This is a genomic window from Gilliamella sp. X-46 (assembly GCF_057063525.1).
Genome location: NZ_JBXSQH010000006.1, coordinates 25,148 through 48,456 on the forward strand (window position 1 = coordinate 25,148; position 23,309 = coordinate 48,456).

A 23,309-nucleotide genomic window follows, 5' to 3' on the forward strand; every position below is an offset into this window, starting at 1 on the left:
TATTTAGTTAACAAAAAGATTGATGATTATTAACTAACACCAATTTTAATATGTCTTATTTTTGCTAAACCAAATAAAGAAAGCAGATATAAATTTATGCCAGCTCACTAAATTGAAAATTTACAACTCACCCCAATAACTAACTGCCAATATAACTCCAACAATTATCCAATATAGAAACAATATAAATTTTAAGATAATTGATATATCTAAGATAAAGCTAACTACATTATCAAATATTAAGAATATATTATTGGCAAATCAGAACTACGCTATAACAATATTTTCACTTTTAAAACTGGCATGACCCTTGTTACTTTTCTTTCTCTTCAAGTAACTTTATTTCATAGAGTGCCTGTTGATGTTCAACATAGTTATAAATATTATTAGCTAAAGCATATTTAAATAACATTTTGGCACGCTCATTGTCACCTTTACTTTGATAATACTTACCTAAGTAAAAGTAGGCTTCACAAAGGCGTTCGGCTAACTGCCGATTATTTTCAACACCTTGCTGAAGATTCTGCATTAATTTAGACTCGCTTATTTTGCCTAAATAAAATGCAATAATATTGCCACTATAAATCGTTTTATCATTAATCAGATCATAACGTTTTTGTAGCTCATTTTGGGCAACTTTATTGTTGATTTCCTTCTCAATCAAATAAAGCCATAAAATCCTGATGGGTTCATTCACATCATATTGATAAAACTGTAATGCATCGCGCTTAGCGGCTTGATAATGCCCTGTACGATATAATGAAATTGCACGATTTAAGTAAGCATAAGCATAAGTAGGATCAAGCTCTAACGTTGTATTAAACGATGTTAAAGCTTCATCAAAATTACCTTCTCTGAGCGCATAAGTACCCAAAAAATTATAAATATCCGGGATTTCTGGATTAAAATTTAACAAATACGAAAAATCACTTTGTGCAAAAGCTTTAAAACCTAATGAATCGTAAACAATACCACGCTCAAAGATAAGTTGCATTCGCGTTACAGTATCAAGATCTTTTCTTGATAACTGTTGGCTGATCTGAGCAATTTTTAATTCGTCATCATATGAAACTTGCTCAGGAACAGCCAGCAAAGGCTGAGAGTTAGAACAACCCGACAAAAGAATAACAGCTAGCAAAAAGCAGTATACAATCCTCAGGTTGAATAATTTCACTTTTACCCCCTAGAGTGAATCACAGTTTTATTCTGCAGTCGGAGCTAAGTCTTCTGCCGACTCAACAGCATCTTTCATGCTTAACCGAATTCTGCCTTGACGATCAATTTCGAGTACCTTCACATTCACTTCTTGGCCTACTTTTAAATAATCAGCCACTTTTTCGACTCGATGATCAGCAATTTGAGAAACATGGACAAGTCCTTCTTTTCCGCCAATAACAGATACAAAAGCACCAAAATCAACGATTCTAGTAACTTTCCCTGTATAAATTTTACCAATTTCGACATCAGCAACTAAATTAGTAATACGTGCCATTGCATCTTTAGCTTTATTGCCATCTGAAGCTGCAATCTTAACTGTACCATCGTCAGTGATTTCTATAGTAGTCCCTGTTTCTTCAGTTAAAGCTCGAATAGTTGCCCCACCTTTACCGATAATATCGCGGATTTTGTCAGGATTAACATTCATCGTATAAATGCGCGGTGCAAATTCAGAAATTTCTTGACGAGGTTTATTAATTGCTTGCTCCATTACACCTAAAATGTGTAAACGTGCACCTTTTGCTTGATTAAGCGCTACTTGCATAATCTCTTTAGTGATACCTTCAATTTTGATATCCATTTGTAATGCACTAACACCTTCACGCGTACCTGCTACTTTAAAGTCCATATCACCAAGATGATCTTCATCACCAAGAATATCTGACAATACCACAAATTGATCGCCTTCTTTGACTAGGCCCATCGCAATACCAGCAACAGATGATTTAATTGGCACGCCAGCATCCATAAGCGCAAGTGAAGCTCCACAAACAGAAGCCATTGAAGATGAGCCATTTGATTCAGTAATTTCTGATACCACTCGGACAGTATATGGAAATTCTTCACGACTTGGCATTACTGCCGCAACACCGCGTTTGGCTAAGCGACCATGACCGATTTCACGACGCTTTGGTGATCCAACCATACCTGTTTCGCCAACAGAATATGGAGGAAAATTGTAATGAAGTAAGAAACGTTCAGTATATTCACCCGTTAGTTCATCAATAATTTGTGCATCACGTTCTGTACCTAATGTTGCCGTGACTAATGCTTGTGTTTCACCACGTGTAAACAGTGCACTACCATGCGTTCTTGGTAAAACACCCGTGCGGATATCAAGTGCACGAATCATATCTTTTTCACGACCATCAATACGAGGTTCGCCCGCAATAACACGCTTACGAACAATTTGGCTTTCTAAATCGACGATAATATTAAGCACTTCGTTTTCATCAATCTCTTCATTTTGTTCTTTTAGTGCGGCTAATACTTCTTCTTTGATTAAATCGATTTGAGCATAACGCGCTTGTTTTTCGGTTATACGATAAGCTTCACCTAAACGTTCTTTAGCGAGTTCAATAATGGCATTATATAATACTTCGTTTTTAGCTGGTGCTACCCAATCCCATTTTTCACAATTGGCTTTTTTTACAAATTCATTAATATTATCAATAACAACTTGTTGTTGTTCATGACCGAATACCACCGCCGCTAACATTTGATCTTCAGTAAGTAAATCAGCTTCAGATTCAACCATTAATACTGCACTTTTAGTTCCAGCAACCACTAAATCTAAACGACTTGTAGCAAGTTCTTTTACAGATGGATTTAATACAAATTCATCATTAATAAAACCAACACGCGCAGCACCAATAGGGCCATGGAATGGCACACCTGATAAGCAAAGCGCAGCAGAAGCACCAATCATAGCAACTAAGTCTGGGCTCACATCTGGGTTTACTGAAACAACGGTTGCAATAATTTGGATTTCATTAACAAATCCTTCAGGGAATAATGGACGAAGTGGACGGTCTATCAAACGTGCAATTAATGTTTCGCCTTCACTTGGGCGACCTTCACGTTTAAAAAAACCACCGGGAATTCGCCCTGCTGCATAGGTACGTTCTTGGTAATTGACTGTTAGTGGAAAAAAGTCTTGACCTTCTTTCACTTTTTTATTGGCAACAACGGTAACAAATACGGCGGTATCATCCATATTAACCATAACCGCGGCAGTTGCTTGACGAGCCATAATGCCTGTTTCTAAAGTAACAGTATGACGACCATATTGGAATTTTTGATAAGTCGGATTAAACAAAATAATGTCCTCTTGTTATTTATTATGTTGAAGTTTGATATTTCGACAGGAAGCAGCATTATGCTGCACTTATTGATATTCTCTTCAACAATGTGGGGATAAATTCAACAAAAAGATTATTTCACTGTCACGACTAATGACAAATCTATAAATTATAGAGCTCTCATTAGTCGCGCGAAACATGAGATACAATCTTTACTTTGTTGACTTCATAAAATATTAATTTTTTCGAGCTCTGTATTATATCAGAGTGCCAATTTTTCACAACGAAAAAGAGGCCTAAGCCTCTTTTCAAGTAGATGATGAATTAGCGACGTAAACCTAGCTTTTTAATCAATTGGCTGTAACGTTCAATATCTTTACGACGTAAATAATCTAATAATTTACGACGGCTAGACACCATACGTAATAGACCGCGACGGCTATGGTGATCTTTTTTGTGCTCAGAAAAATGACCTTGTAAATCATTAATACGTGCAGTTAAAAGAGCAACTTGAACTTCAGTTGAACCTGTATCGTTAGTACCACGACCATATTCAGCAACGATTTTCGCTTTAGCTTCTACAGTTAGAGACATAATAAACCTCTTCAAATAAATATAAAATATGGAATGACCGATCTCTAATTCAGACATTCCTCAATATTCATATAGAAATATATGAACTGCATAATTATACTGAAATTTGTTAAAATAGCAATTTGATTTACTTAGTTAACCACAAGATTTACTTTAGTTCAAAACCATACTCCTCTTGAATGAGTTTTTTTAATGCCTCAATATAATTTTGAGCAGATAGACTCAATTGAGCTTTTTGTGATGTGATCCAACCAATTAAGATTTTTTCATCTACATCTAAAGGTATTGATAAAATATCAGAACCATTTAAATCCGTACTTAACACCCCTGTACTAATGGTATAACCATTAAGTCCATGCAATAGATTAAACAAAGTTGCCCTATCACTCACATGAATACTTTTTTTATGGTACACCGTACTTAAAATCTCTTCTGAAAAATAAAACGAATTATATTCTCCCTGCTCGAAAGAGAGATAAGGATAATCCTCTAAATCATCTAATGTTAATGACTTCATTCCCGCTAATGGATGATGAGTACTAATAAATACATGAGGATGCGCTTCAAAAAGTGGATTAAATGTTAATCGATGTTCTTTCAGTAGTCGCAAAATTACCTTTTGGTTAAAATCAGTCAAATATAAGATGCCAACTTCGCTGCGTAAATTGGCGACGTCGGTGATAATATCATATGTTCTTGTTTCTCTGAGTGTAAACTCGTATTCATCCGTATGATTTTTTTTTATTAAATTAACAAAAGCATTGACCGCAAAAGCATAATGTTGGGTAGATATACTACATAGCTGCTTAGAAGGTGCTTTTTTTGAATAGTGTTGTTCCAATAACTCAGCCTGATCTAAAACTTGTTTAGCATAACCTAAAAACTCAACACCATCGGTCGAAAGAGAAACGCCTTTGGAGGTACGTACAAAAATTTCAATACCAAATTCAGCTTCTAAATCTTTTACCGCCGTTGATAAACTCGGTTGTGTAATGTACAAATTTTTAGCTGCCTCATTAATTGAGCCTGAACGTGCAATTTCTAAAATATAACGTAGTTGTTGAAGTTTCATAATATCAGTTAATGCCTTAACACAAACTATCTTGCTGAGCACAAATATATACTAAATGATATTAAAGTGAAGTAAATAATTGTTATCGTTTTTATACTTAAACAAATACTTTTATGAAAATTTTTAACAACGACTTTATTGCACTTCTGTAAAATAGTGATTAAAAACAAATGTTAATAATTAAAATGGTGAACAATTAAAAGAAGTTTTCGTAAATTAATTTTATACTCATAAGCGTTGAAACAGTAATTAGCATTGGTCTGATTAATTTGCGACCTTTAGCAATGACCATCTTAGCACCAAGTCTTGCACCTATAAATTGACCAACTAACATGATAAGTCCAATTGACCATATCACTTCGCCACCAACAATAAAAAACAGTAAACCGGCTAAATTTGAAGTGAAGTTTAATACTTTGGTATGCGCTGTCGCTTTAGTTAAATTAAAGCCAGCCAGTGTAATATAAGCTAACGCATAAAATGAACCCGCGCCAGGACCAAAAAATCCATCATAAAAACCAATTCCCAAAGCTGGTATTAGTGCAAATTGGATAAGTGAAAAGCGACTTTTACAATCGTTTTCACCAATGGTTGGAGAAAGTAAAAAATAAAGTCCCACGCCAATGGTTAAAATAGGCAGTAATAGCTTTAAAAAATCAACTTGGACATGCATAACCGACAATGTTCCAACTGCCGATCCAACAAAAGCAAACATGATTGAACACTTTTGCTGCTTTAAATCGACCATTCGCTGACGGATAAAATATAAACTAGCAGAAAATGAACCACCACAGCTTTGTAATTTATTGGTCGCCAAGGCACTGGCTGGCGGCAATCCAACAGCAAGTAAAGCGGGCACAGTCAATAAACCACCGCCACCTGCAATTGAATCAATAAAACCAGCTAAAATAGCAATAAAAAACAGTAAAATAATTAACTCATAAGTCATAGCGAATTGACATCATTACATTGAGCACGATAGCGAAGATAATGATCCATTAGCACTATAGCAACCATCGCTTCAGCGATGGGCACAGCTCGTATTCCTACGCATGGATCATGTCGACCATGGGTCGATACTTCAACAGTCTCGCCATGGATATTGATTGATTGCCCTGCAATTTCAATGCTTGGTGTTGGCTTTAAGGCGATACTGGCTAATATCGTTTGTCCTGAGCTAATCCCCCCTAAAATACCACCAGCATGGTTAGATAAAAAACCTTGCTTAGTTATTTCATCTCGATTTTCACTGCCTCGTTTATTAACAACCGCATAACCATCACCAATTTCAACGCCTTTCACTGCATTAATACTCATTAACGCATGTGCAAGTTCAGCATCTAATTTGTCAAATACGGGTTCACCAAATCCTACTGGAACGTTTTCGGCAACAATACAGACTTTAGCACCAATTGAGTCACCTTCTTTTTTCAGTGTTCTGAGCAACTGATCAAGTGCTTCTAATTTGCTTTCATCAGCGCAAAAAAATGGGTTTTTTTCAACTTGTTGCCAATCTTTTAATTCACATTTTACATCGCCCATCTGAGCCAAATAACCACGAATGGTTATGCCAAGCTTTTCTTGCAGATATTTTTTTGCAATCGCGCCAGCGGCAACACGCATGGCAGTTTCACGAGCAGAAGAACGACCACCACCACGATAATCGCGTATACCATATTTATTTTGATAAGTATAATCTGCATGGCTTGGTCTAAAGATATCTTTAATTTTGCTATAATCTTGAGAACGTTGATCGGTGTTTTCAATAAGTAATCCAATACTTGTACCTGTTGTCACACCCTCAAATACACCTGATAAGATTTTGACTCGATCGGCTTCTCGGCGTTGAGTAGTATAACGAGATGAACCAGGTCTACGACGGTCAAGGTCATGTTGCATATCTGATTCAGTTAATGCAAGTCCAGGTGGAACACCATCGACAATACACCCTAATGCTACACCGTGTGATTCACCAAATGTGGTCACTTTGAATAATTTTCCGATTGAGTTTCCAGCCATAATAAATTTATTCCAATTATTGAAAGCAGCTTATTTAAAACAGTAATGATATTGAATCAACTCTTCACGAGTGATCGCAAACACGCCCAGACCACCATGCTTAAATTCAATCCAATTAAATGGGACATTTGGATATTGTTGCTGTAAGCTAATCCAGCTATTGCCAACTTCACAGACTAATATACCCGCTGGTGCTAAATAATCTATCGCATCTCGTAAAATTGTTTTTACCAAATCTAAACCATCAAAACCCGCCTCTAATGCTAATTTAGGTTCATATAAAAACTCATCTGGTAAATCACTCATATCTTCACTATCAACATAAGGTGGATTTGTGACAATTAAGTCATATTGTTTTACAGGCACATCATTAAATAAATCTGACAAAATAGGCGTAACTCGAAAATCCATTTCGTGCATTTCAATATTTGTTTGTGCAATATCTAATGCTTCTAATGAAATATCGGTGATATCAACTTGAGCATCAGCAAACTCATAAGCACAAGCAATACCAATACAACCGCTGCCTGTACACAAATCTAAAATATTTTTAGGCTCAGCGAATATTAGCTGTTCAAAATGTTTATTGATGAGTTCACCAATAGGAGAGCGAGGAATTAATACACGTTCATCAACGTAAAAAGAATGGCCACAAAACCAAGCTTGATTAGTCAAATAAGGGGTTGGTACACGATCTTTAATTCGTTTTTGAATAACATCAAAAAGTTGATTTTTTTCGTCATTAGTCAAATTTGCGGAATAAAATTCCGTAGGGATAAACAACGACAACCCCAATGTTGCTAAAATTAGTTGTTTAGATTCATCAATAGGATTATCCGTACCATGCCCTAAAAAGACATCCGATAGATTAAGTTGCGATGCTGTCCAGCGTATAAAGTCCTGAACTGTGCGTAAGTTTTCCATAATGACTCCAAATGCTTTAGGAGAGGAAGGCGTTACTTGTCATTCTAGGCGACTGCCTTCAATGGGGTTTTGCTAAAGTAACCTTGACAATATACTTCTAACAACAATATTGAACCTGATGTTCGACCCTTTAATGACTAAATATGGCGGTGAGGAAGGGATTCGAACCCTTGATACGTTGCCGTATACACACTTTCCAGGCGTGCTCCTTCAACCACTCGGACACCTCACCTAATTATTAGCACCTGCTTTTTTAAGCAGGTTGCATACTATAATAATCACGAAATAATTAATCAAGCTTTTTTAATTCATACAAACAATGATACCAAAAGTTACCAAAACAGCTAGCACCCCCGCTGTTGCGATCAATGCATATTTTAAATCTGAACACATTTTATTATCTCCAATTATTTTTTATTAATTAGCTTTTTCGATTGGCAAATCAAACGAAATAATATTGTTAATAGAACCATTACTTTCAATTTTTGGATATTTAGACGCAAAATCAAGAAGTATCTCGATCGATTCATCTAAGTAAGCATCGGGTTGTTTATAATCCTTAGGTAAATCATCTAATTTAGAGATCGATGGTAAACCTGCTTTATTTAAACGTTCATTCATTCTTTTTAAACTACGTTCATCATTAATTTTTTGTTCTGCTTCTCTTTGTTTCTTATTCAACGAAACAATATATTGATGATCTTTTTTATCATTAAACATTTTAATATCTTCATCAATATAAATAAATTCAGGATTTTTTGAAATCCTAGCCAAATGTTGCGATTCTAAATCAGGTAACAACGACTTGATATTGGCAAGAGTCAAATAATTAGCTGATGGTATTTTATCCCAAGGTAACGCATTATCTAAGAATCGTTCACCTGTCTCATCAACATATTTCACTCTATTCATTTCAATGTCAGGCTCAACACCTTTTAATTGTGTACTACCGCCATTAATACGATAAAACTTCTGTATAGTGTATTGAGCACCACCTAGTTCAGGCCAATTTGGATGTAACCTTGCATCAACTGGATAGGAAATGTTACGAGATGTTTGTACGGTACCTTTACCATAAGTCGTTTCACCAACAATTAATGCACGTCCATAATCCTGCATAGCGGCAGAAAATATTTCTGATGCTGATGCACTATAGCGATTAATCATCACAACAAGTGGACCAGTATATTCAATACCTTTATTTTTATCATCATAAGTAATGACTTTTTGCAAATTATCTCGAACTTGAACTACAGGCCCACTATCAATAAACAAACCAGTTAAAGTAATAACTTCAGCTAATGAACCACCACCATTATCACGTAAATCAATAATTAAACCTTGCAAATTTTCTTTATTCGCTTTTGATAAAAGAGACTCAACTTTTTCGGTTAATCCCATGTAGAAACTAGGTATTTCAATAACCCCTACTTTACCGCGCTGATTATCCATGATCTTCAATTTCGCTTCACGATCTTCAAAATGAATTTTATCACGAGTAAGCTCAATGACTTTGGCCTTACTATTATTACCTGCAGGTAAAATTTCTAACTTAACTATAGTACCTTTTGGTCCACGAATTTTATCGACAATATCATCTAAACGCCAACCAATAACATCTTCAATCGCCGAATCACGTTGACCTACACCAATAATTTTATCTCCAACTGTCAACTGTTTGCTTTTTTCAGCTGGTCCTCCTGTCACAAAAGACATAATCACAGTATAGTCATCTTGCTGGCTTAATGTTGCTCCAATACCTTCAAATGACAAACTCATTTCAGAATCAAAATCTCGTTTTTTGCGTGGCGCTAAATAGCTAGTGTGAGGGTCAATTTCTCTTGCAAATGCATTCATAAATATTTGAAAAGCATCTTCATTATTTGATTGCATTACTGTTTTTAAAACGCGATTGTAACGTTTAGTTAATATTTCACGGATCTCTTTTTCGTTTTTTCCAGATAAAGATAAATTCAACTCGTCATATTTAACTCGTTTATCCCAATAGACATTGAGTTCAGTTTCAGAAGTAGGCCATGCAATTTCTTCACGATTAAAATCAACTTCATCGCTAGTAGAAAAATCCATAGGTTGTTGTAAAACTTCAAGAGCGTATTGATAACGGTTATAACGTTTTTGCAAAAAGAGGTTATAAATGTCATAAGCCGTTTTTAGATTACCATCAATTAATTCCTGACCTAAAGATTCTTGTCTATTTCGAAAGCTATCAACATCACTTTGAATAAATAAAGATTTATTGCTATCTAATAATTTGAAATAGCGATCAAAGATCTTAGAAGAAAAAGCACCATCTAAAGCAAAATTACGATAATGTGACTGAGTAAAAAAATTTGTCACACGCTTAGCAACAACTTGGTGAATCTCATCTTGCTTTAAAATAGGTATTTGTTCTTTTGCTTGCGTTTTTGCCTGAGCGTTTTGGTCAAAAATACACAAAACAAGGCTAAATGTAATAATACCTTTCAGTAATTTATTCATTCAAATTCTCTATTTATTGATAATATATTCAGGTTTAACCGTTAATTCCATACCTGAACCAATTTTTACTTTAATATGTTCTTTTTCAATATTAATTATTTGTACTTTTATAGGTTTATTACCTACTATAACTTTAACAAAATCACCATTATTTAAAGATTTAACTTTTTTAGAAGGCGCTTGAGTAGTTTTACGTTTTCCTTTTGCTTGTTCTTTAAAACGTTCTTTAGCCTTTTCTTTGCTCTCTTTTAATTGTTGTTGAGCATGATCCATCTGTTCTTGGTTAATGATTTCATCAGGGTTGCCATCTAAATCAATACGATTAGCGCCTTTTTTTATACTATACAAGTAACGCCAACTCATTGTGTATGAACGCAATGCAACACGAAGTTTAGTTTTACTTAATATTTGGCAACCATCTAAACGAGAAATAATATCTTGAAAAATCCCAATCTTTAATGGTTTTGCTTCACCCTCAAGGGTAAAACAATTTGGGAATTGTTGAGCTAAATAAGCAATAATCTCTTTACTATTTGTTAATTGAAACTGATTTTCCATTGGTTATCCCATAGCAACTAAATTTTACTAGCGTTAAAGTATATCGCAGCTTATATAATAACACTAACTATCTTTTTTTCGTTCATTAATAATTGTTATAACATCCTAAATACTATTATAAAAACATTCTATTTTAGAATACACAATGAAATATTGAACTTACTGTTTTTAGTATTAGAAAAGCATAACATAGATACTTATGGTTATAAACTAAGAGAGATTAAAAAAAGAAAAACATAACAATTAGCCGAATTATCTTTTTTAAGCACATCTTAGTTACTCCATATTGAACGTTATCAAACATATGATATTATCAACTCACATTTTTAATAACCTAACAGGCAACTATACCATGAAAAATATAAAAAAATTTATTATAATTCTATGCTCTACACTTACCCTATCCGCATGCGCACAAAAAAATTTTATTGAACAAGGCTCTCCACTTAATAACGAAAAAGTAAGCAAAATTGTTGAAGGTTCGTCCACCGAATCTCAAATTTTATCTATATTTGGAGAACCTACAAGTAAAAAAATCCTTAATAATAACGAAACACAATGGACATACCAATATACTAAAAAAAGCTCAACCAGTCATATGTTAATTGGTGAAACACAATACAATATTCTTGAAGGCAAGCTCGATATTATTATTTCTAAAGGCGTTGTAACTTGGTTTAATTATGACGAAAATCAAAAACAAAAAAAATGGTAATTAAATTAAAGTAATATTATTACTATAGCACATCATTAAGATGTGCTATTCATTTCATGTATCATCTTTATTATATAATTCTATTTATCTTAAAAACATTTAAACATCATTCATTTATTCTCTAATGATCATACAGTTCTGGACAAAATTGTGCTTTAGTTTATACTTATTGATGAAATTAACCAGACAATCGCTGCTTTGTTGTTCTTTATTAGTGGAGATAAACAGAGGGGAGGAAAGTCCGGGCTCCATAGGGCAGAGTGCCAGGTAACGCCTGGGGAGTTTTGGCGAGAGCTAAAATTCACGACTAGTGCAACAGAAAGTAAACCGCCGATGGCTTATTTTATAAGATCAGGTAAGGGTGAAAGGGTGTGGTAAGAGCACACCGCGCAACTGGTAACAGTTGTGGCACGGTAAACTCCACTCGGAGCAAGGTCAAATAGGGATTCATTGGCGCGGCCCGCGTTGAATCCGGGTAGACTGCTTGAGCTAATGCGTGAGCATTAGCCTAGAGGAATGATTGTCCACGACAGAACCCGGCTTATCGGTTAATTTCACTTTCTATTTTTTATTGTGGTTTGATGTCGCTTTAGATTGTCTTTTATTATTTATCGAGCGTTTGACAGCAAGAAAAACTGAAAATAGCAATCCTAATACCAATAAAAAAACAGGTATTAACATTAGCAAAGACATAATTTGCTTTTCATACTCTTTGAAAATTGGCGATAATCCAAATAAATAACCTAACGTCACAATCAAGAAAATCCATAATGTTGCACTGATCAAATTATAGATATGGAATTTTCGACTATGTAATCCTGATAATCCTGCCATCATTGGTAATAATGTACGTACGAAAGCAATAAATCGTCCAATAAATAGCGCCTGTAATCCATACTTATGGAATAATACTTCAGATTTATGATGATATTTTTCAGGAATATGCGCCATCCAACCTTGTACAAGCTTAGTATTGCCAAGCCACAAACCTTGTGCATAACCTAACCAAGTTCCTAAAGCTGCGCCAGCAATTAAAATAAGATTAATTAGACCAAAATGAAATACATTTTGACTAATTAGTACACCTGTTAAGAATAATAGGCTGTCTCCAGGCAAAAAAGCTGCTGGTAAAACGCCATTTTCTAAAAGGATAATAACAAACAACATACCATATAGTGCCCATAGCACATTAGGATTTGAGAGCGTTGCAATATCCAAATTAATAAACGCATGATAAAGTGTAATTATTGTTTCCATCTATTTTGAAATCCCATTAATGTATCGTTATTAGTGATTAATGGTACCACCAACGGTCAAATTATTCACTTTTAAAGTAGGTTGCCCAACCCCAACAGGAACACTTTGGCCTGCTTTACCACAAACGCCTACACCTGAATCTAGTTCAAGATCATTGCCTACCATAGATACTTGTTGCATGGTTTCAATACCAGAACCAATTAGTGTTGCACCTTTTACTGGCGTTGTTATTTTACCCTTTTCAATCAAATAGGCCTCTGAGGTTGAAAAAACAAACTTACCGGAAGTGATATCAACTTGACCACCAGCAAAATTAGGTGCATAAAGCCCGTAATCAACACTGCTAATAATATCGTCAAAAGATGAATTCCCCGCCAGCATATAGGTGTTTGTCATTCTTGGCATAGGTAAGTAAGCATACCCTTCACGACGCCCATTGCCCGTTGAATGCGTATTCATCAATTTTGCGTTGAGTTTATCAAACATATAGCCCTTTAAGATACCATTTTCAATAAGGACTGTTTTTTGGCTTGGTGTACCTTCGTCATCTATAGAGAGTGATCCTCGGCGATTTTCGATCGTACCATCATCGACAATGGTACAAAATTCTGAGGTAACTTGTTCACCAATTTTTCTGGAAAAAACTGAACTATTTTTACGATTAAAATCACCTTCTAACCCATGGCCTACAGCTTCATGTAATAATACCCCGGGCCAACCAGCCCCTAAAATAACAGGCATTGTTCCAGCAGGTGCAGCTTTCGCTGAAAGGGATACGAGTGCTTGGCGTACGGCTTCTCGCGTATAACTATCAGCGTAACTTTCTGATGTTTTTGGATTGATTGTTAAGAAATATTCATATCCAAATCGCCCACCACCACCACTACTGCCACGTTCACGTTTACCTTCTTTTTCAACTAAAACAGAAACAGATAAACGAACTAAAGGGCGAATATCAGCACATAATGTACCGTCTGTTGCCACAATTAAAATATCTTCATAACTTCCAGTTAAACTAGCAGAGACTTCAATAACCCTAGGATCAAGTGAGCGAGCTAATTGATCAATATGTTGCAACAGCGAAATTTTTTGCTCTTGAGAAAACAAATTAATCGGATTGATTGATGGATATATTGACACTGTTTGAGTAGTTCTAAATGGAGTCACAGCGATGGATGTTTGTAGTGTGGTGATTGAGCTTGCCGCTAATACACTTTGTTCCAAACGCGCTAATGAAAGCTGATCAGTATAAGCAAATCCCGTTTTTTCACCAACAATAGCTCTAACTCCAACACCTTGATCTCGATGGAATGAAGCATTTTTTATAATGCCATCTTCAAGTAACCAGCTTTCATAATAGCCAGATAAAAAATACAAATCACCAAAACAAATTTGCCTTGAACTTAGCATATCAAGTAAATGCAAAAGATCTTGTTGGTTTAGATTATTTGGATTGAGCAATCGTTCACTCACTTGAGTTAGTGTCATAAATTCCTTAAATTTTAATTGTGGATGCAAGTTTTTTTGATGATCATACAAGTATTTGATCATAATATTTTTTTGCCTTTAATATTTTTATAATCAAACATTTGGTAACTACATTAATACCACATCGTATTGTTCTTGAATATAAAGTGGTTCAATCTTTACTTCAACACGTTTACCCACAAACACCTCAACTTCAGCTAAAGCGTGAGACTCATCATTAGTTAAAGCATTAGCCACAGCAGCAGATGCATAAACCAAAAAATACTCTGAGTGATGTGCTTTATAAACACGAACTATTTCACGTAAAATTTCGTTGCAAACTGTTTCTACAGATTTGACCATACCACGGCCTTTGCATGCAGGACATTCTTCGCATAAAATATGTCCTATACTTTCACGCGTTCGTTTGCGTGTCATTTCTACTAAGCCTAAAGTAGAAAATAAATTAACAGTAGTTCTAGCTCTATCTTTAGATAAAAAATCTTGGAGCGATTGTAATACTCGCTCACGATGCAAATCCTCTTGCATATCAATAAAATCGATAATAATAATGCCACCCAAATTACGCAAACGCAATTGTCGAGCAATTGCTATTGTTGCCTCAATATTGGTATTAAAAATAGTTTCCTCTAAATTACGATGACCAACAAATGCACCAGTATTAATATCAATTGTCGTCATAGCTTCAGTTTGGTCAATAATTAAATATCCGCCAGATTTCAATTTTACTTTACGATCTAATGCTCTTTGAATTTCGTTTTCGGTATCATAAAGATCAAAAATCGGAATATTACCTCGATAATGTGATAATTTACTAGTCACTTCGGGCATAAATTCTTGCGTAAACTCAACTAATAAATCATAAGTTAATTTTGAGTCTACCAGAATTCGTTCAATAGGATCACCCACAAAATCACGTAATACACGTTGTGATAATGCCAATTCACCATAAACTAGATTTTTACTTACTGGTCGAGCCATTCTTTCTTGGATTTTACTCCAAAGACGTTTTAAAAAATTGGCATCTTGCTCTAATTCATGAGCATTTGCGCCCTCTGCAGCCGTTCTAACAATAAAACCACCTTCGGCTGTCACATATTGTTCAACAATACTTTTTAGTCTTTCACGCTCTTGTTCACTTTCTATCCTTTGCGAAGTAGCTACATGAGCAGAATTAGGTCCTGGCATTAATACTAAATAGCGCGACGGCAAAGTAATATCAGTTGTTAGCCTCGCTCCCTTTGTTCCCAGAGGGTCTTTAACCACCTGCACCATTAAGTCCTGTCCTTGACGAACAAGTTCAGATATGTCTTTTACTTGAAATTGTTCTTGTTCAGTATCTGATACACACTCTGTATGGGGCATAATATCAGATGCATGTAAAAAAGCTGCTTTCTCAAGACCTATGTCTACGAAAGCAGCCTGCATACCAGGTAAAATACGGATCACTTTGCCTTTATAGATATTCCCAACAATACCTCGCCTAGATTCACGATCCACATGGATTTCTTGTAATACACCATCTTCAATATAAGCGACTCTAGTTTCGGATGGCGTTACATTCATTAATAATTCAACAGACATAAAATTCCTTTTAATTGATGGCAAAACTTCGTCTTATTAATCGTAAAAATAAATAGATCACAACCCATAATAAGCCATCAATACAGCTTGATAGTAAAATCAATGGCGATATTGTTATAGTATGATAAATACTAACTTGAAATACAAACACAAGTAAATTGTAGCACACCGAAATACCAAAAATAATAAACGACTGTTGCCATAAAGCTAAATTACGTATCAATTGGAATTTAAAAACAAGTAAATAAGCAATACATGAATAAATAAAAGCATGTACCCCCAAGATTGAACCGGAACACAGATCTATTACGATTCCAAATATAAAAGCAGTCCCAATTCCAATTCGATGAGGAAGAGCAATTAACCAATAAGCAAAAATAAGAATCAGCAAATGCGGTTTAAACATACTATATGATGGTGACCATGGAATAATTTGCAAACATAAGCCAATTAATAGCGTTATCCAAATAATCAATATCCGATTACGACCCCTCATGTTTTACCCCTTGATTTCCCCACAATAACAATAAATAGCGTAAACGTTTTAAATCTGCTGTTGGTGTAGCCGAAATAATTGGAGTTGAATCAGTAATATCAAGTTTTACTGAACTTACTATTGCTACTGGATAACCTTCTGGAAAACGACCGTCAAGTCCTGAGGTGACTAAAACATCTCCTACTTTTATATCAACATTATTAGGCAAAAACTCTAATGTTAAATCATTACTACATCCGTTACCCACAGCAACCATACCAATATCGTTTCTTAGCACTTGTACCGGTATTGCATGCTGATAATCACACACTAAAATAGCGCGACTAGTTGATTGAGCAGTTTCATAAATTTGTCCGACTATCCCTTTTTCATCAACTACTGGCTGGCCGACATAAACACCATCTTGTTTACCTTTATTTACAACGAATTGATAAACATAAGGATCTGTATCAGCAAGCAATACTTGTGCTGCCATTTTATGCTCATCAGGCCTTAATGGAGAACCAAGTAATTCACGAAGCCTAGTGTTTTCATGTTTTAAATGTTCAAGCAATAATAAATCATTTTTTTGTTGCAACAAGTCTGCACGCAATTTTTCTTTTTCACTGATCAAGGTTTCTCTTGTTTTTGTCATCTCGTAAAGAGAATCCAATGATGACTTTGGCGCATTCGACACATGATAAAGAGGCGAAATGATAGTATCTAAATAATAACGAATTTCTTTAAATGGTCGATAGTTGACATCTAATACAATTAGTACTAAAGCTAATGCTAAAAAAGTAAATAATTGTACACTGAGGGGGGAACGTTTAGAAAAAAGTAATTTCATTGTCCAGTACTTACCTGTTTTATGCTCAAGATCTAATTATTTTAAGATACGACTCCGCCGACAATGTCGGCGGATGAAAATATGAGATATTTACTTACTAATCGTTTCACCAATATGAAATTTAGCAACGATTAAGGTAGCAATTACTCTTCACTAAATAGATCTCCACCATGCATGTCAACCATATCTAGCGCTTTTCCACCACCTCTTGCAACACATGTTAATGGATCTTCAGCCACTACAACATGAATACCAGTTTCAGCCGATAATAATTTATCAATATTACGTAATAAAGCTCCACCACCAGTTAAAACCATACCGTGCTCTGAAATATCAGAAGCAAGTTCTGGAGGACACTGCTCTAACGCCACTTTAACTGCACTGACAATGCCGCTTAAAGGTTCTTGTAGCGCCTCTAAAATTTCGTTAGAATTTAAAGTAAAACTGCGAGGCACGCCTTCAGCAAGATTACGTCCACGGACTTCTATTTCAAGCACTTCATCGCCAGGATAAGCACTACCAATAAAATGTTTGATTTTTTCAGCTGTTGCTTCACCAATCAAGGCACCATAATTACGACGAACATAGTTAATAATCGCTTCATCAAAGCGATCCCCGCCAATACGCGCAGATGCAGAATATACAACACCATTTAATGAAATAACTGCCACTTCTGTAGTTCCACCACCAATATCAACGACCATTGAACCTGTTGGCGCAGATACCGGTAAATCAGCACCAATAGCAGCTGCCATTGGCTCTTCAATTAAATATACCTCACGAGCACCTGCGCCTAATGCTGACTCGCGAATAGCACGACGCTCAACTTGTGTAGCCCCGACAGGAACACAAACAAGTACACGGGGGCTTGGCCTTAAAAAACTATGGCTATGAACTTGGCGAATAAAATACTGTAGCATTTTTTCAGTAACAGAAAAGTCGGCAATAACGCCATCTTTCATTGGTCTAATAGCAGCAATATTACCAGGCGTCCGCCCTAACATCTGTTTCGCAGCATGCCCAACAGCAGCAACACTTTTAGGTGTGCCTGTGCGATGATCTTGGCGGATCGCTACAACTGAAGGTTCGTTTAATACAATACCTTGTCCTTTTACATAAATAAGTGTGTTTGCTGTACCTAAATCGATCGATAAATCATTTGAAAACAAGCCGCGAACTTTTTTGAACATAATAAAAACTCTTCCTAGAATAAATCTTGTTTAAGTATATTTTAGTATTTAAAAATAAACCATGGAATCAAAAAATATATATTTTCAACTTTATCCAAGCTAAATAAGATATTATTTAACCTTTTTAAACCATAGCCAAACCCAATAATAAATCACTTCTGTTATTGTATCGCAATTATAAAATAATACCTAGAAAATAGTATAACAAGTGTTTGTAAAGGAGATATATAATGACAAATTCAATTTTACAGTGTATTCTTCCGCGTTAATGTTGAGTTACAACCTTATTTTGGCGAAAATAACACTTTTAGCTGATAATAAGGATACATTAAAATCATTGTTACTTATATCAAATAAACACGGTGTAATTCATGGATATACGCAAAATTAAAAAATTAATTGAATTAGTTGAAGAGTCAGGTATTTCTGAACTTGAAATTTCTGAAGGTGAGGAATCAGTTCGAATTAGTCGTTCTGCTCCTACTACAAACTATTCGGCGCCAGTACAAAATATTCAAATTCCTCAACCTGCTCCTGTCGTTGTAGCCCCAACAGCTCAAACTGAAGTCGTAACAGAGACTGTTGTAACTGATGGAACAACAATCAAATCCCCAATGGTTGGAACTTTTTATCGTACACCAAGTCCAGAATCAAAAGCTTTTGTTGAAGTTGGTCAAACAGTAAATGTTGGCGATGTACTTTGCATTGTTGAAGCGATGAAAATGATGAACCAAATCGAGTCAGAAAAGGCTGGTACAATAAAAGCAATCTTGGTTGAAAATGGTCAACCAGTTGAATTTGATCAGCCACTATTCATTATTGAATAATCTGAATTTATTAATGACTATACGATTAAGAGATTGAATATGCTTGATAAAATTCTTATTGCGAATCGTGGAGAAATAGCTCTACGTATATTACGAGCATGTAAAGAACTTGGAATTAAAACTGTTGCAGTTCATTCTACGGCAGATAAAGATTTAAAACATGTATTACTAGCAGATGAAACCGTCTGTATTGGCTCAGCAGCTTCCGTAAAAAGTTACCTTAATGTGCCAGCACTAATTTCAGCTGCTGAAGTAACCGGTGCTGCTGCTATTCATCCAGGATATGGATTCTTATCTGAAAATGCGGACTTTGCTGAGCAAGTTGAGCGTTCAGGCTTTATTTTTGTTGGTCCAAAACCCGACACCATCCGTTTAATGGGCGATAAAGTATCGGCGATTCATGCCATGAAAAAAGCCGGTGTGCCTTGTGTGCCGGGTTCAGATGGACCACTAGGTAGTGATATTGAAGCCAATAAACAAATCGCTAAACAAATTGGCTATCCTGTGATTATTAAAGCTTCTGGTGGCGGCGGTGGTCGCGGTATGCGTATTGTTCGGGAAGAAAAGGATCTTGAACAATCCATCAAAATGACCAAATTGGAAGCCAAAACAGCTTTCAATAATGATATGGTTTACATGGAAAAATTCCTTGAGAACCCACGTCATATCGAAATTCAAGTACTTTCTGATGGTCAAGGTCATGCTGTTTATTTAGGTGAACGAGATTGCTCAATGCAAAGACGTCATCAAAAAGTGGTAGAAGAAGCACCAGCACTTGGCATCACACCTAAAATGCGTAAATTCATTGGCGAGCGTTGCGTTAATGCATGTATTGAGATCGGCTATCGTGGTGCAGGTACATTCGAATTCTTATTTGAAAATGGCGAGTTTTATTTCATTGAAATGAATACCCGTATTCAAGTAGAGCATCCAGTTACCGAAATGGTAACTGGCGTTGATTTAATAAGAGAACAAATTTTGATCGCCGCAGGCAAACCACTGTCAATTAAACAAAGTGATATTGAAATAAAAGGCCACGCGATTGAATGCCGAATTAATGCTGAAGATCCTAAAACCTTTATGCCATCACCAGGAAAAATTACCCGTTTTCATGCACCAGGTGGCTTTGGTATTCGTTGGGAATCACATATTTATGCTGGTTATACTGTCCCACCTTACTATGACTCAATGATTGGTAAATTAATCGCTTATGGTGAAACACGCGAAGTTGCCATTGCGCGGATGAAAAATGCCTTAGCAGAGCTAGTGATTGATGGAATCAAAACCAATATTGATCTTCATATTGAAATCATGAATGATGAAGGCTTCCAAAAAGGTGGTACCAACATTCATTACTTAGAAAAGAAATTAGGCATTTATGAGTAACAAAATAATCCCTATCTATTAGGGATTATTGCTATATTTAAGTATCAATAAGGTATGGGTAGATATAAATGAAAAATTGGAAAAAAAGTGCTGAAGAAATTTTAACCATGGGACCTGTTGTTCCGGTTATTGTGATTGAACGTATTGAAGATGCTGTACCGCTAGCCAAAGCGCTCATTGCTGGTGGAGTAAAAGTACTAGAGGTGACGTTACGAACAGCTTGTGCAATTGACGCAATAAAGAAAATCATCAAAGAAGTTCCTGAAGCTGTGGTTGGTGCAGGAACAGTGACAACTGTTGAACAACTAAAACAAGTCACCGAAGCTGGCGTTGAATTTGTCATCACTCCTGGTATTACTGACGCTATTTTAAAAGCTGCGGTTGAAGGTCCTATCCCTGTTATTCCTGGTATTGCAACTATTTCTGAACTATTAACAGCACAAGAATATGGTCTAACGGCACTAAAATTCTTCCCAGCTGAAATCAATGGTGGCGTTGCAGCATTAAAAGCTTTTGCTGGCCCTTGTGGATATATGAAGTTCTGTCCTACGGGGGGAGTAAACCCGAAAAACTATCGCGATTACCTTGCGCTTGATAATGTACTTTGCGTCGGTGGCACTTGGTTTATTCCAACCGATGCAATTGCAAAAGGAGATTTTGCTAAAATTACGGAAATGACAAAACAAGCTGTTGCTGGTGCACAATAACTGCTATTATTCCGCCGATATAATATCGGCGGTTAACCACTCGTTGTCAATACTTCTTAACTTCTTAACCCTCGCCCACTTTCAATAAGTCGCCATGCAATTACATACAGTACGGTAACAAACAAAATCAGCATTGAAAACGTGATCCATAACGGCACGTCTGTCACGCCCAAAAATCCATAACGAAAACCGTTAATCATATAAACGATTGGATTAATTTTTGAAATCCACTGCCAAAAGTCTGGTAGCATAGTAATGGAATAGAAAACACCTCCAAGATAAGTTAATGGTGTTAATACAAATGTTGGAATAATGCTTATATCATCAAATGTCTTGGCAAATACCGCATTTAATAAACCAGCTAATGAAAACAGAATTGAGGTCAATAGTAATGTACAAACAACAAATAACCAAGAATGCACTTCATAACGAACAAAAAATAGTGATACGATCGTCACTAAAATACCAGTTAAAATACCGCGCATCACGCCACCACCAACATATCCCAAAATAAGAATATGCGTGGGTACAGGCGCTACCAATAATTCTTCAATGTTATGTTGAAATTTAGCGCTAAAAAAGGATGAACAAACATTGGTATAAGAATTGGTAATAACGGACATCATAATTAATCCCGGCACAATAAATGCCATATAGCTAAATCCCCCCATTTCACCAACACGAGAGCCAATTAAATTACCAAAGATGATAAAATAAAGAGACATTGTAATTACTGGTGGAATTAGCGTTTGAACCCAAATTCTTAAAAATCGTGTCACTTCTTTACGCCAAATACTTTTTAAGGCAATCCAATATAAATTATTCATCAAATATCACCTTTTTGTTTAGTATCATTGTGCAATAGATCAACAAATAACTCTTCTAACCGATTTGCTTTATTTCGTACGCTGATCACTTTAATACTTTGTTGATTTAGTTGTTCAAATAATTGGTTTAACCCATGTTGCTTATCTACTTTGACTTCTAACATTCCGGCTTCAACATCAGAATAATTGTAGCCTCGTAATTTAATTGGCTCAGATGTAGGGACATAATCAATAACAATGGTTTCAGATTGGCTTTTAGCCAATAGAGCACGCATTGAAGAATTCGCAATCAATTGACCTCTCTGAATAATACCGATATTTCGACATAGCATTTCGGCTTCTTCTAAATAATGGGTGGTTAAAATAATTGTGATACCCTGCCGATTGATTTCACGTAAAAAATCCCACATAGAACGGCGTAATTCAATATCAACACCTGCGGTTGGTTCATCAAGAATTAATAATTTAGGCTCATGCACAAGCGCTCTGGCTATCATTAATCGCCTTTTCATGCCACCAGATAACATGCTAGCTCGACTGTGGCGTTTGTCCCATAAATCTAAAATTCGCAAATACTTTTCAGCACGCTCTAATGCAAGCTTTCGAGGCAATCCATAATAGCCACCTTGATTAGTAACTATTTGTAGCACTTCTTCAAATTGATTAAAATTAAATTCTTGTGGCACAAGCCCTAATTGTCTTTTAGCATTGACAACATCTTTATCTAAATCATAACCGAAAATCTTAACTTGTCCGGATGTTTTGGTGACTAATGAGCTAATAATACCTATAGTTGTTGACTTTCCAGCACCATTTGGCCCCAGCAAGGCATAAAAATCGCCGGCCTGTACAGTTAAATCGATACCTTTTAATGCTTCTATACCATTTTTATAGATTTTTTTGAGCGATATTAGCTCAAGTGCAGGAATTGATGACATGAATGTATCCTAAGTGAATCAATTGCTATTTAAATAATATGATATCATGTTAAATCAATTGACAATATAATCAATCAATGTAAGGGTCTTTTTAATTTTA

At 35.6% G+C, this 23,309-nt stretch carries 22 protein-coding genes, 1 tRNA gene and 1 other RNA gene; 5 read left to right on the forward strand and 19 right to left on the reverse strand.

The window, feature by feature from the left end; genetic code table 11:
- Positions 1-313 precede the first annotated feature (313 nt).
- The 11 genes from nlpI to proQ form a co-directional block, all read right to left on the reverse strand.
- Positions 314-1,174, reverse strand: coding sequence for a lipoprotein NlpI (nlpI, locus tag ACYIAJ_RS06120; RefSeq protein WP_483559134.1), 861 nt, complete (start codon positions 1,172-1,174; stop codon positions 314-316).
- A gap of 27 nt (positions 1,175-1,201) precedes the next feature.
- On the reverse strand, positions 1,202-3,316 hold the full coding sequence (gene pnp, locus ACYIAJ_RS06125) for a polyribonucleotide nucleotidyltransferase (RefSeq protein WP_483559135.1): 2,115 nt from the start codon (positions 3,314-3,316) through the stop codon (positions 1,202-1,204).
- 307 nt (positions 3,317-3,623) lie between these two features.
- Complete coding sequence (gene rpsO, locus ACYIAJ_RS06130) at positions 3,624-3,893, reverse strand: 30S ribosomal protein S15 (protein ID WP_065567223.1); 270 nt, start codon at positions 3,891-3,893, stop codon at positions 3,624-3,626.
- 148 nt (positions 3,894-4,041) lie between these two features.
- Complete coding sequence (locus ACYIAJ_RS06135) at positions 4,042-4,965, reverse strand: LysR family transcriptional regulator (RefSeq protein WP_483559138.1); 924 nt, start codon at positions 4,963-4,965, stop codon at positions 4,042-4,044.
- 196 nt (positions 4,966-5,161) lie between these two features.
- Entirely contained in the window at positions 5,162-5,914 is a 753-nt protein-coding gene (locus ACYIAJ_RS06140) for a TSUP family transporter (RefSeq protein ID WP_483559140.1), read from the reverse strand.
- On the reverse strand, positions 5,911-6,984 hold the full coding sequence (gene aroC / locus ACYIAJ_RS06145; RefSeq protein WP_483559142.1) for a chorismate synthase: 1,074 nt from the start codon (positions 6,982-6,984) through the stop codon (positions 5,911-5,913). The genes ACYIAJ_RS06140 and aroC overlap by 4 nt, the downstream gene beginning before the upstream one ends.
- 30 nt (positions 6,985-7,014) lie before the next feature.
- Complete coding sequence (gene prmB, locus ACYIAJ_RS06150; protein ID WP_483559143.1) at positions 7,015-7,908, reverse strand: 50S ribosomal protein L3 N(5)-glutamine methyltransferase; 894 nt, start codon at positions 7,906-7,908, stop codon at positions 7,015-7,017.
- Between the two features lie 144 nt (positions 7,909-8,052).
- Positions 8,053-8,140, reverse strand: a tRNA-Ser gene (locus ACYIAJ_RS06155).
- Positions 8,141-8,211: 71 nt separating this feature from the next.
- Positions 8,212-8,301, reverse strand: coding sequence for a cytochrome bd-I oxidase subunit CydH (cydH, locus tag ACYIAJ_RS06160; protein ID WP_483559145.1), 90 nt, complete (start codon positions 8,299-8,301; stop codon positions 8,212-8,214).
- Between the two features lie 24 nt (positions 8,302-8,325).
- The gene (gene prc, locus ACYIAJ_RS06165; protein ID WP_483559147.1) at positions 8,326-10,407 is read right to left on the reverse strand and encodes a carboxy terminal-processing peptidase; all 2,082 of its coding nucleotides are present in this window, start codon (positions 10,405-10,407) and stop codon (positions 8,326-8,328) included.
- Between the two features lie 9 nt (positions 10,408-10,416).
- Positions 10,417-10,965, reverse strand: coding sequence for an RNA chaperone ProQ (gene proQ, locus ACYIAJ_RS06170; protein WP_483559149.1), 549 nt, complete (start codon positions 10,963-10,965; stop codon positions 10,417-10,419).
- A gap of 352 nt (positions 10,966-11,317) precedes the next feature.
- Here proQ and bamE point away from each other — a divergent pair, with 352 nt between their 5' ends.
- Together bamE and rnpB are read left to right on the forward strand one after the other, a co-directional pair.
- Positions 11,318-11,680 (forward strand): outer membrane protein assembly factor BamE domain-containing protein, encoded by a 363-nt coding sequence (gene bamE, locus ACYIAJ_RS06175; RefSeq protein ID WP_483559150.1) that lies wholly within the window; start codon positions 11,318-11,320, stop codon positions 11,678-11,680.
- A gap of 174 nt (positions 11,681-11,854) precedes the next feature.
- An RNA gene (rnpB, locus tag ACYIAJ_RS06180) (RNase P RNA component class A) lies at positions 11,855-12,240 on the forward strand.
- 1 nt (position 12,241) lies between these two features.
- Here the strand turns inward: rnpB and ACYIAJ_RS06185 are convergent.
- From ACYIAJ_RS06185 to ACYIAJ_RS06210, 6 genes are all read right to left on the reverse strand, one after another.
- Complete coding sequence (locus ACYIAJ_RS06185) at positions 12,242-12,937, reverse strand: DedA family protein (RefSeq protein ID WP_483559152.1); 696 nt, start codon at positions 12,935-12,937, stop codon at positions 12,242-12,244.
- Positions 12,938-12,967: 30 nt separating this feature from the next.
- Positions 12,968-14,425 carry a metalloprotease TldD gene (tldD, locus tag ACYIAJ_RS06190; RefSeq protein ID WP_483559220.1) on the reverse strand — a complete coding sequence of 486 codons (1,458 nt, stop codon included), beginning with the start codon at positions 14,423-14,425 and terminating at the stop codon, positions 12,968-12,970.
- 108 nt (positions 14,426-14,533) lie between these two features.
- Positions 14,534-16,009, reverse strand: coding sequence for a ribonuclease G (gene rng, locus ACYIAJ_RS06195; RefSeq protein ID WP_483559154.1), 1,476 nt, complete (start codon positions 16,007-16,009; stop codon positions 14,534-14,536).
- Positions 16,010-16,019: 10 nt separating this feature from the next.
- Positions 16,020-16,505 carry a rod shape-determining protein MreD gene (gene mreD, locus ACYIAJ_RS06200; protein WP_483559156.1) on the reverse strand — a complete coding sequence of 162 codons (486 nt, stop codon included), beginning with the start codon at positions 16,503-16,505 and terminating at the stop codon, positions 16,020-16,022.
- A complete protein-coding gene (gene mreC / locus ACYIAJ_RS06205) occupies positions 16,492-17,334 on the reverse strand; it encodes a rod shape-determining protein MreC (protein WP_483559157.1) in 843 nt (280 codons plus the stop codon). The genes mreD and mreC overlap by 14 nt, the downstream gene beginning before the upstream one ends.
- Positions 17,335-17,477: 143 nt before the next feature.
- Positions 17,478-18,524, reverse strand: a complete 1,047-nt coding sequence (locus tag ACYIAJ_RS06210) for a rod shape-determining protein (RefSeq protein WP_160400374.1) — start codon at positions 18,522-18,524, stop codon at positions 17,478-17,480.
- A gap of 371 nt (positions 18,525-18,895) precedes the next feature.
- Here ACYIAJ_RS06210 and accB point away from each other — a divergent pair, with 371 nt between their 5' ends.
- The 3 genes from accB to ACYIAJ_RS06225 all read left to right on the forward strand — a co-directional run bounded on the left by accB (position 18,896) and on the right by ACYIAJ_RS06225 (position 21,444).
- Positions 18,896-19,351: an acetyl-CoA carboxylase biotin carboxyl carrier protein gene (gene accB / locus ACYIAJ_RS06215; RefSeq protein ID WP_160430128.1), complete on the forward strand. Its 456-nt coding sequence runs from the start codon at positions 18,896-18,898 to the stop codon at positions 19,349-19,351.
- Between the two features lie 39 nt (positions 19,352-19,390).
- A complete protein-coding gene (accC, locus tag ACYIAJ_RS06220) occupies positions 19,391-20,737 on the forward strand; it encodes an acetyl-CoA carboxylase biotin carboxylase subunit (RefSeq protein ID WP_483559159.1) in 1,347 nt (448 codons plus the stop codon).
- A 68-nt stretch (positions 20,738-20,805) separates the two neighbouring features.
- Complete coding sequence (locus tag ACYIAJ_RS06225) at positions 20,806-21,444, forward strand: bifunctional 4-hydroxy-2-oxoglutarate aldolase/2-dehydro-3-deoxy-phosphogluconate aldolase (RefSeq protein ID WP_483559161.1); 639 nt, start codon at positions 20,806-20,808, stop codon at positions 21,442-21,444.
- 56 nt (positions 21,445-21,500) lie between these two features.
- On the opposite strand, the gene ACYIAJ_RS06230 is transcribed toward ACYIAJ_RS06225, so the two are convergent.
- Together ACYIAJ_RS06230 and ACYIAJ_RS06235 are read right to left on the reverse strand one after the other, a co-directional pair.
- Positions 21,501-22,271 (reverse strand): ABC transporter permease, encoded by a 771-nt coding sequence (locus ACYIAJ_RS06230; protein WP_483559163.1) that lies wholly within the window; start codon positions 22,269-22,271, stop codon positions 21,501-21,503.
- Positions 22,271-23,209: an ABC transporter ATP-binding protein gene (locus tag ACYIAJ_RS06235; protein ID WP_483559164.1), complete on the reverse strand. Its 939-nt coding sequence runs from the start codon at positions 23,207-23,209 to the stop codon at positions 22,271-22,273. Before ACYIAJ_RS06235 ends, ACYIAJ_RS06230 begins: the two co-directional genes overlap by 1 nt.
- Positions 23,210-23,309 lie beyond the last annotated feature (100 nt).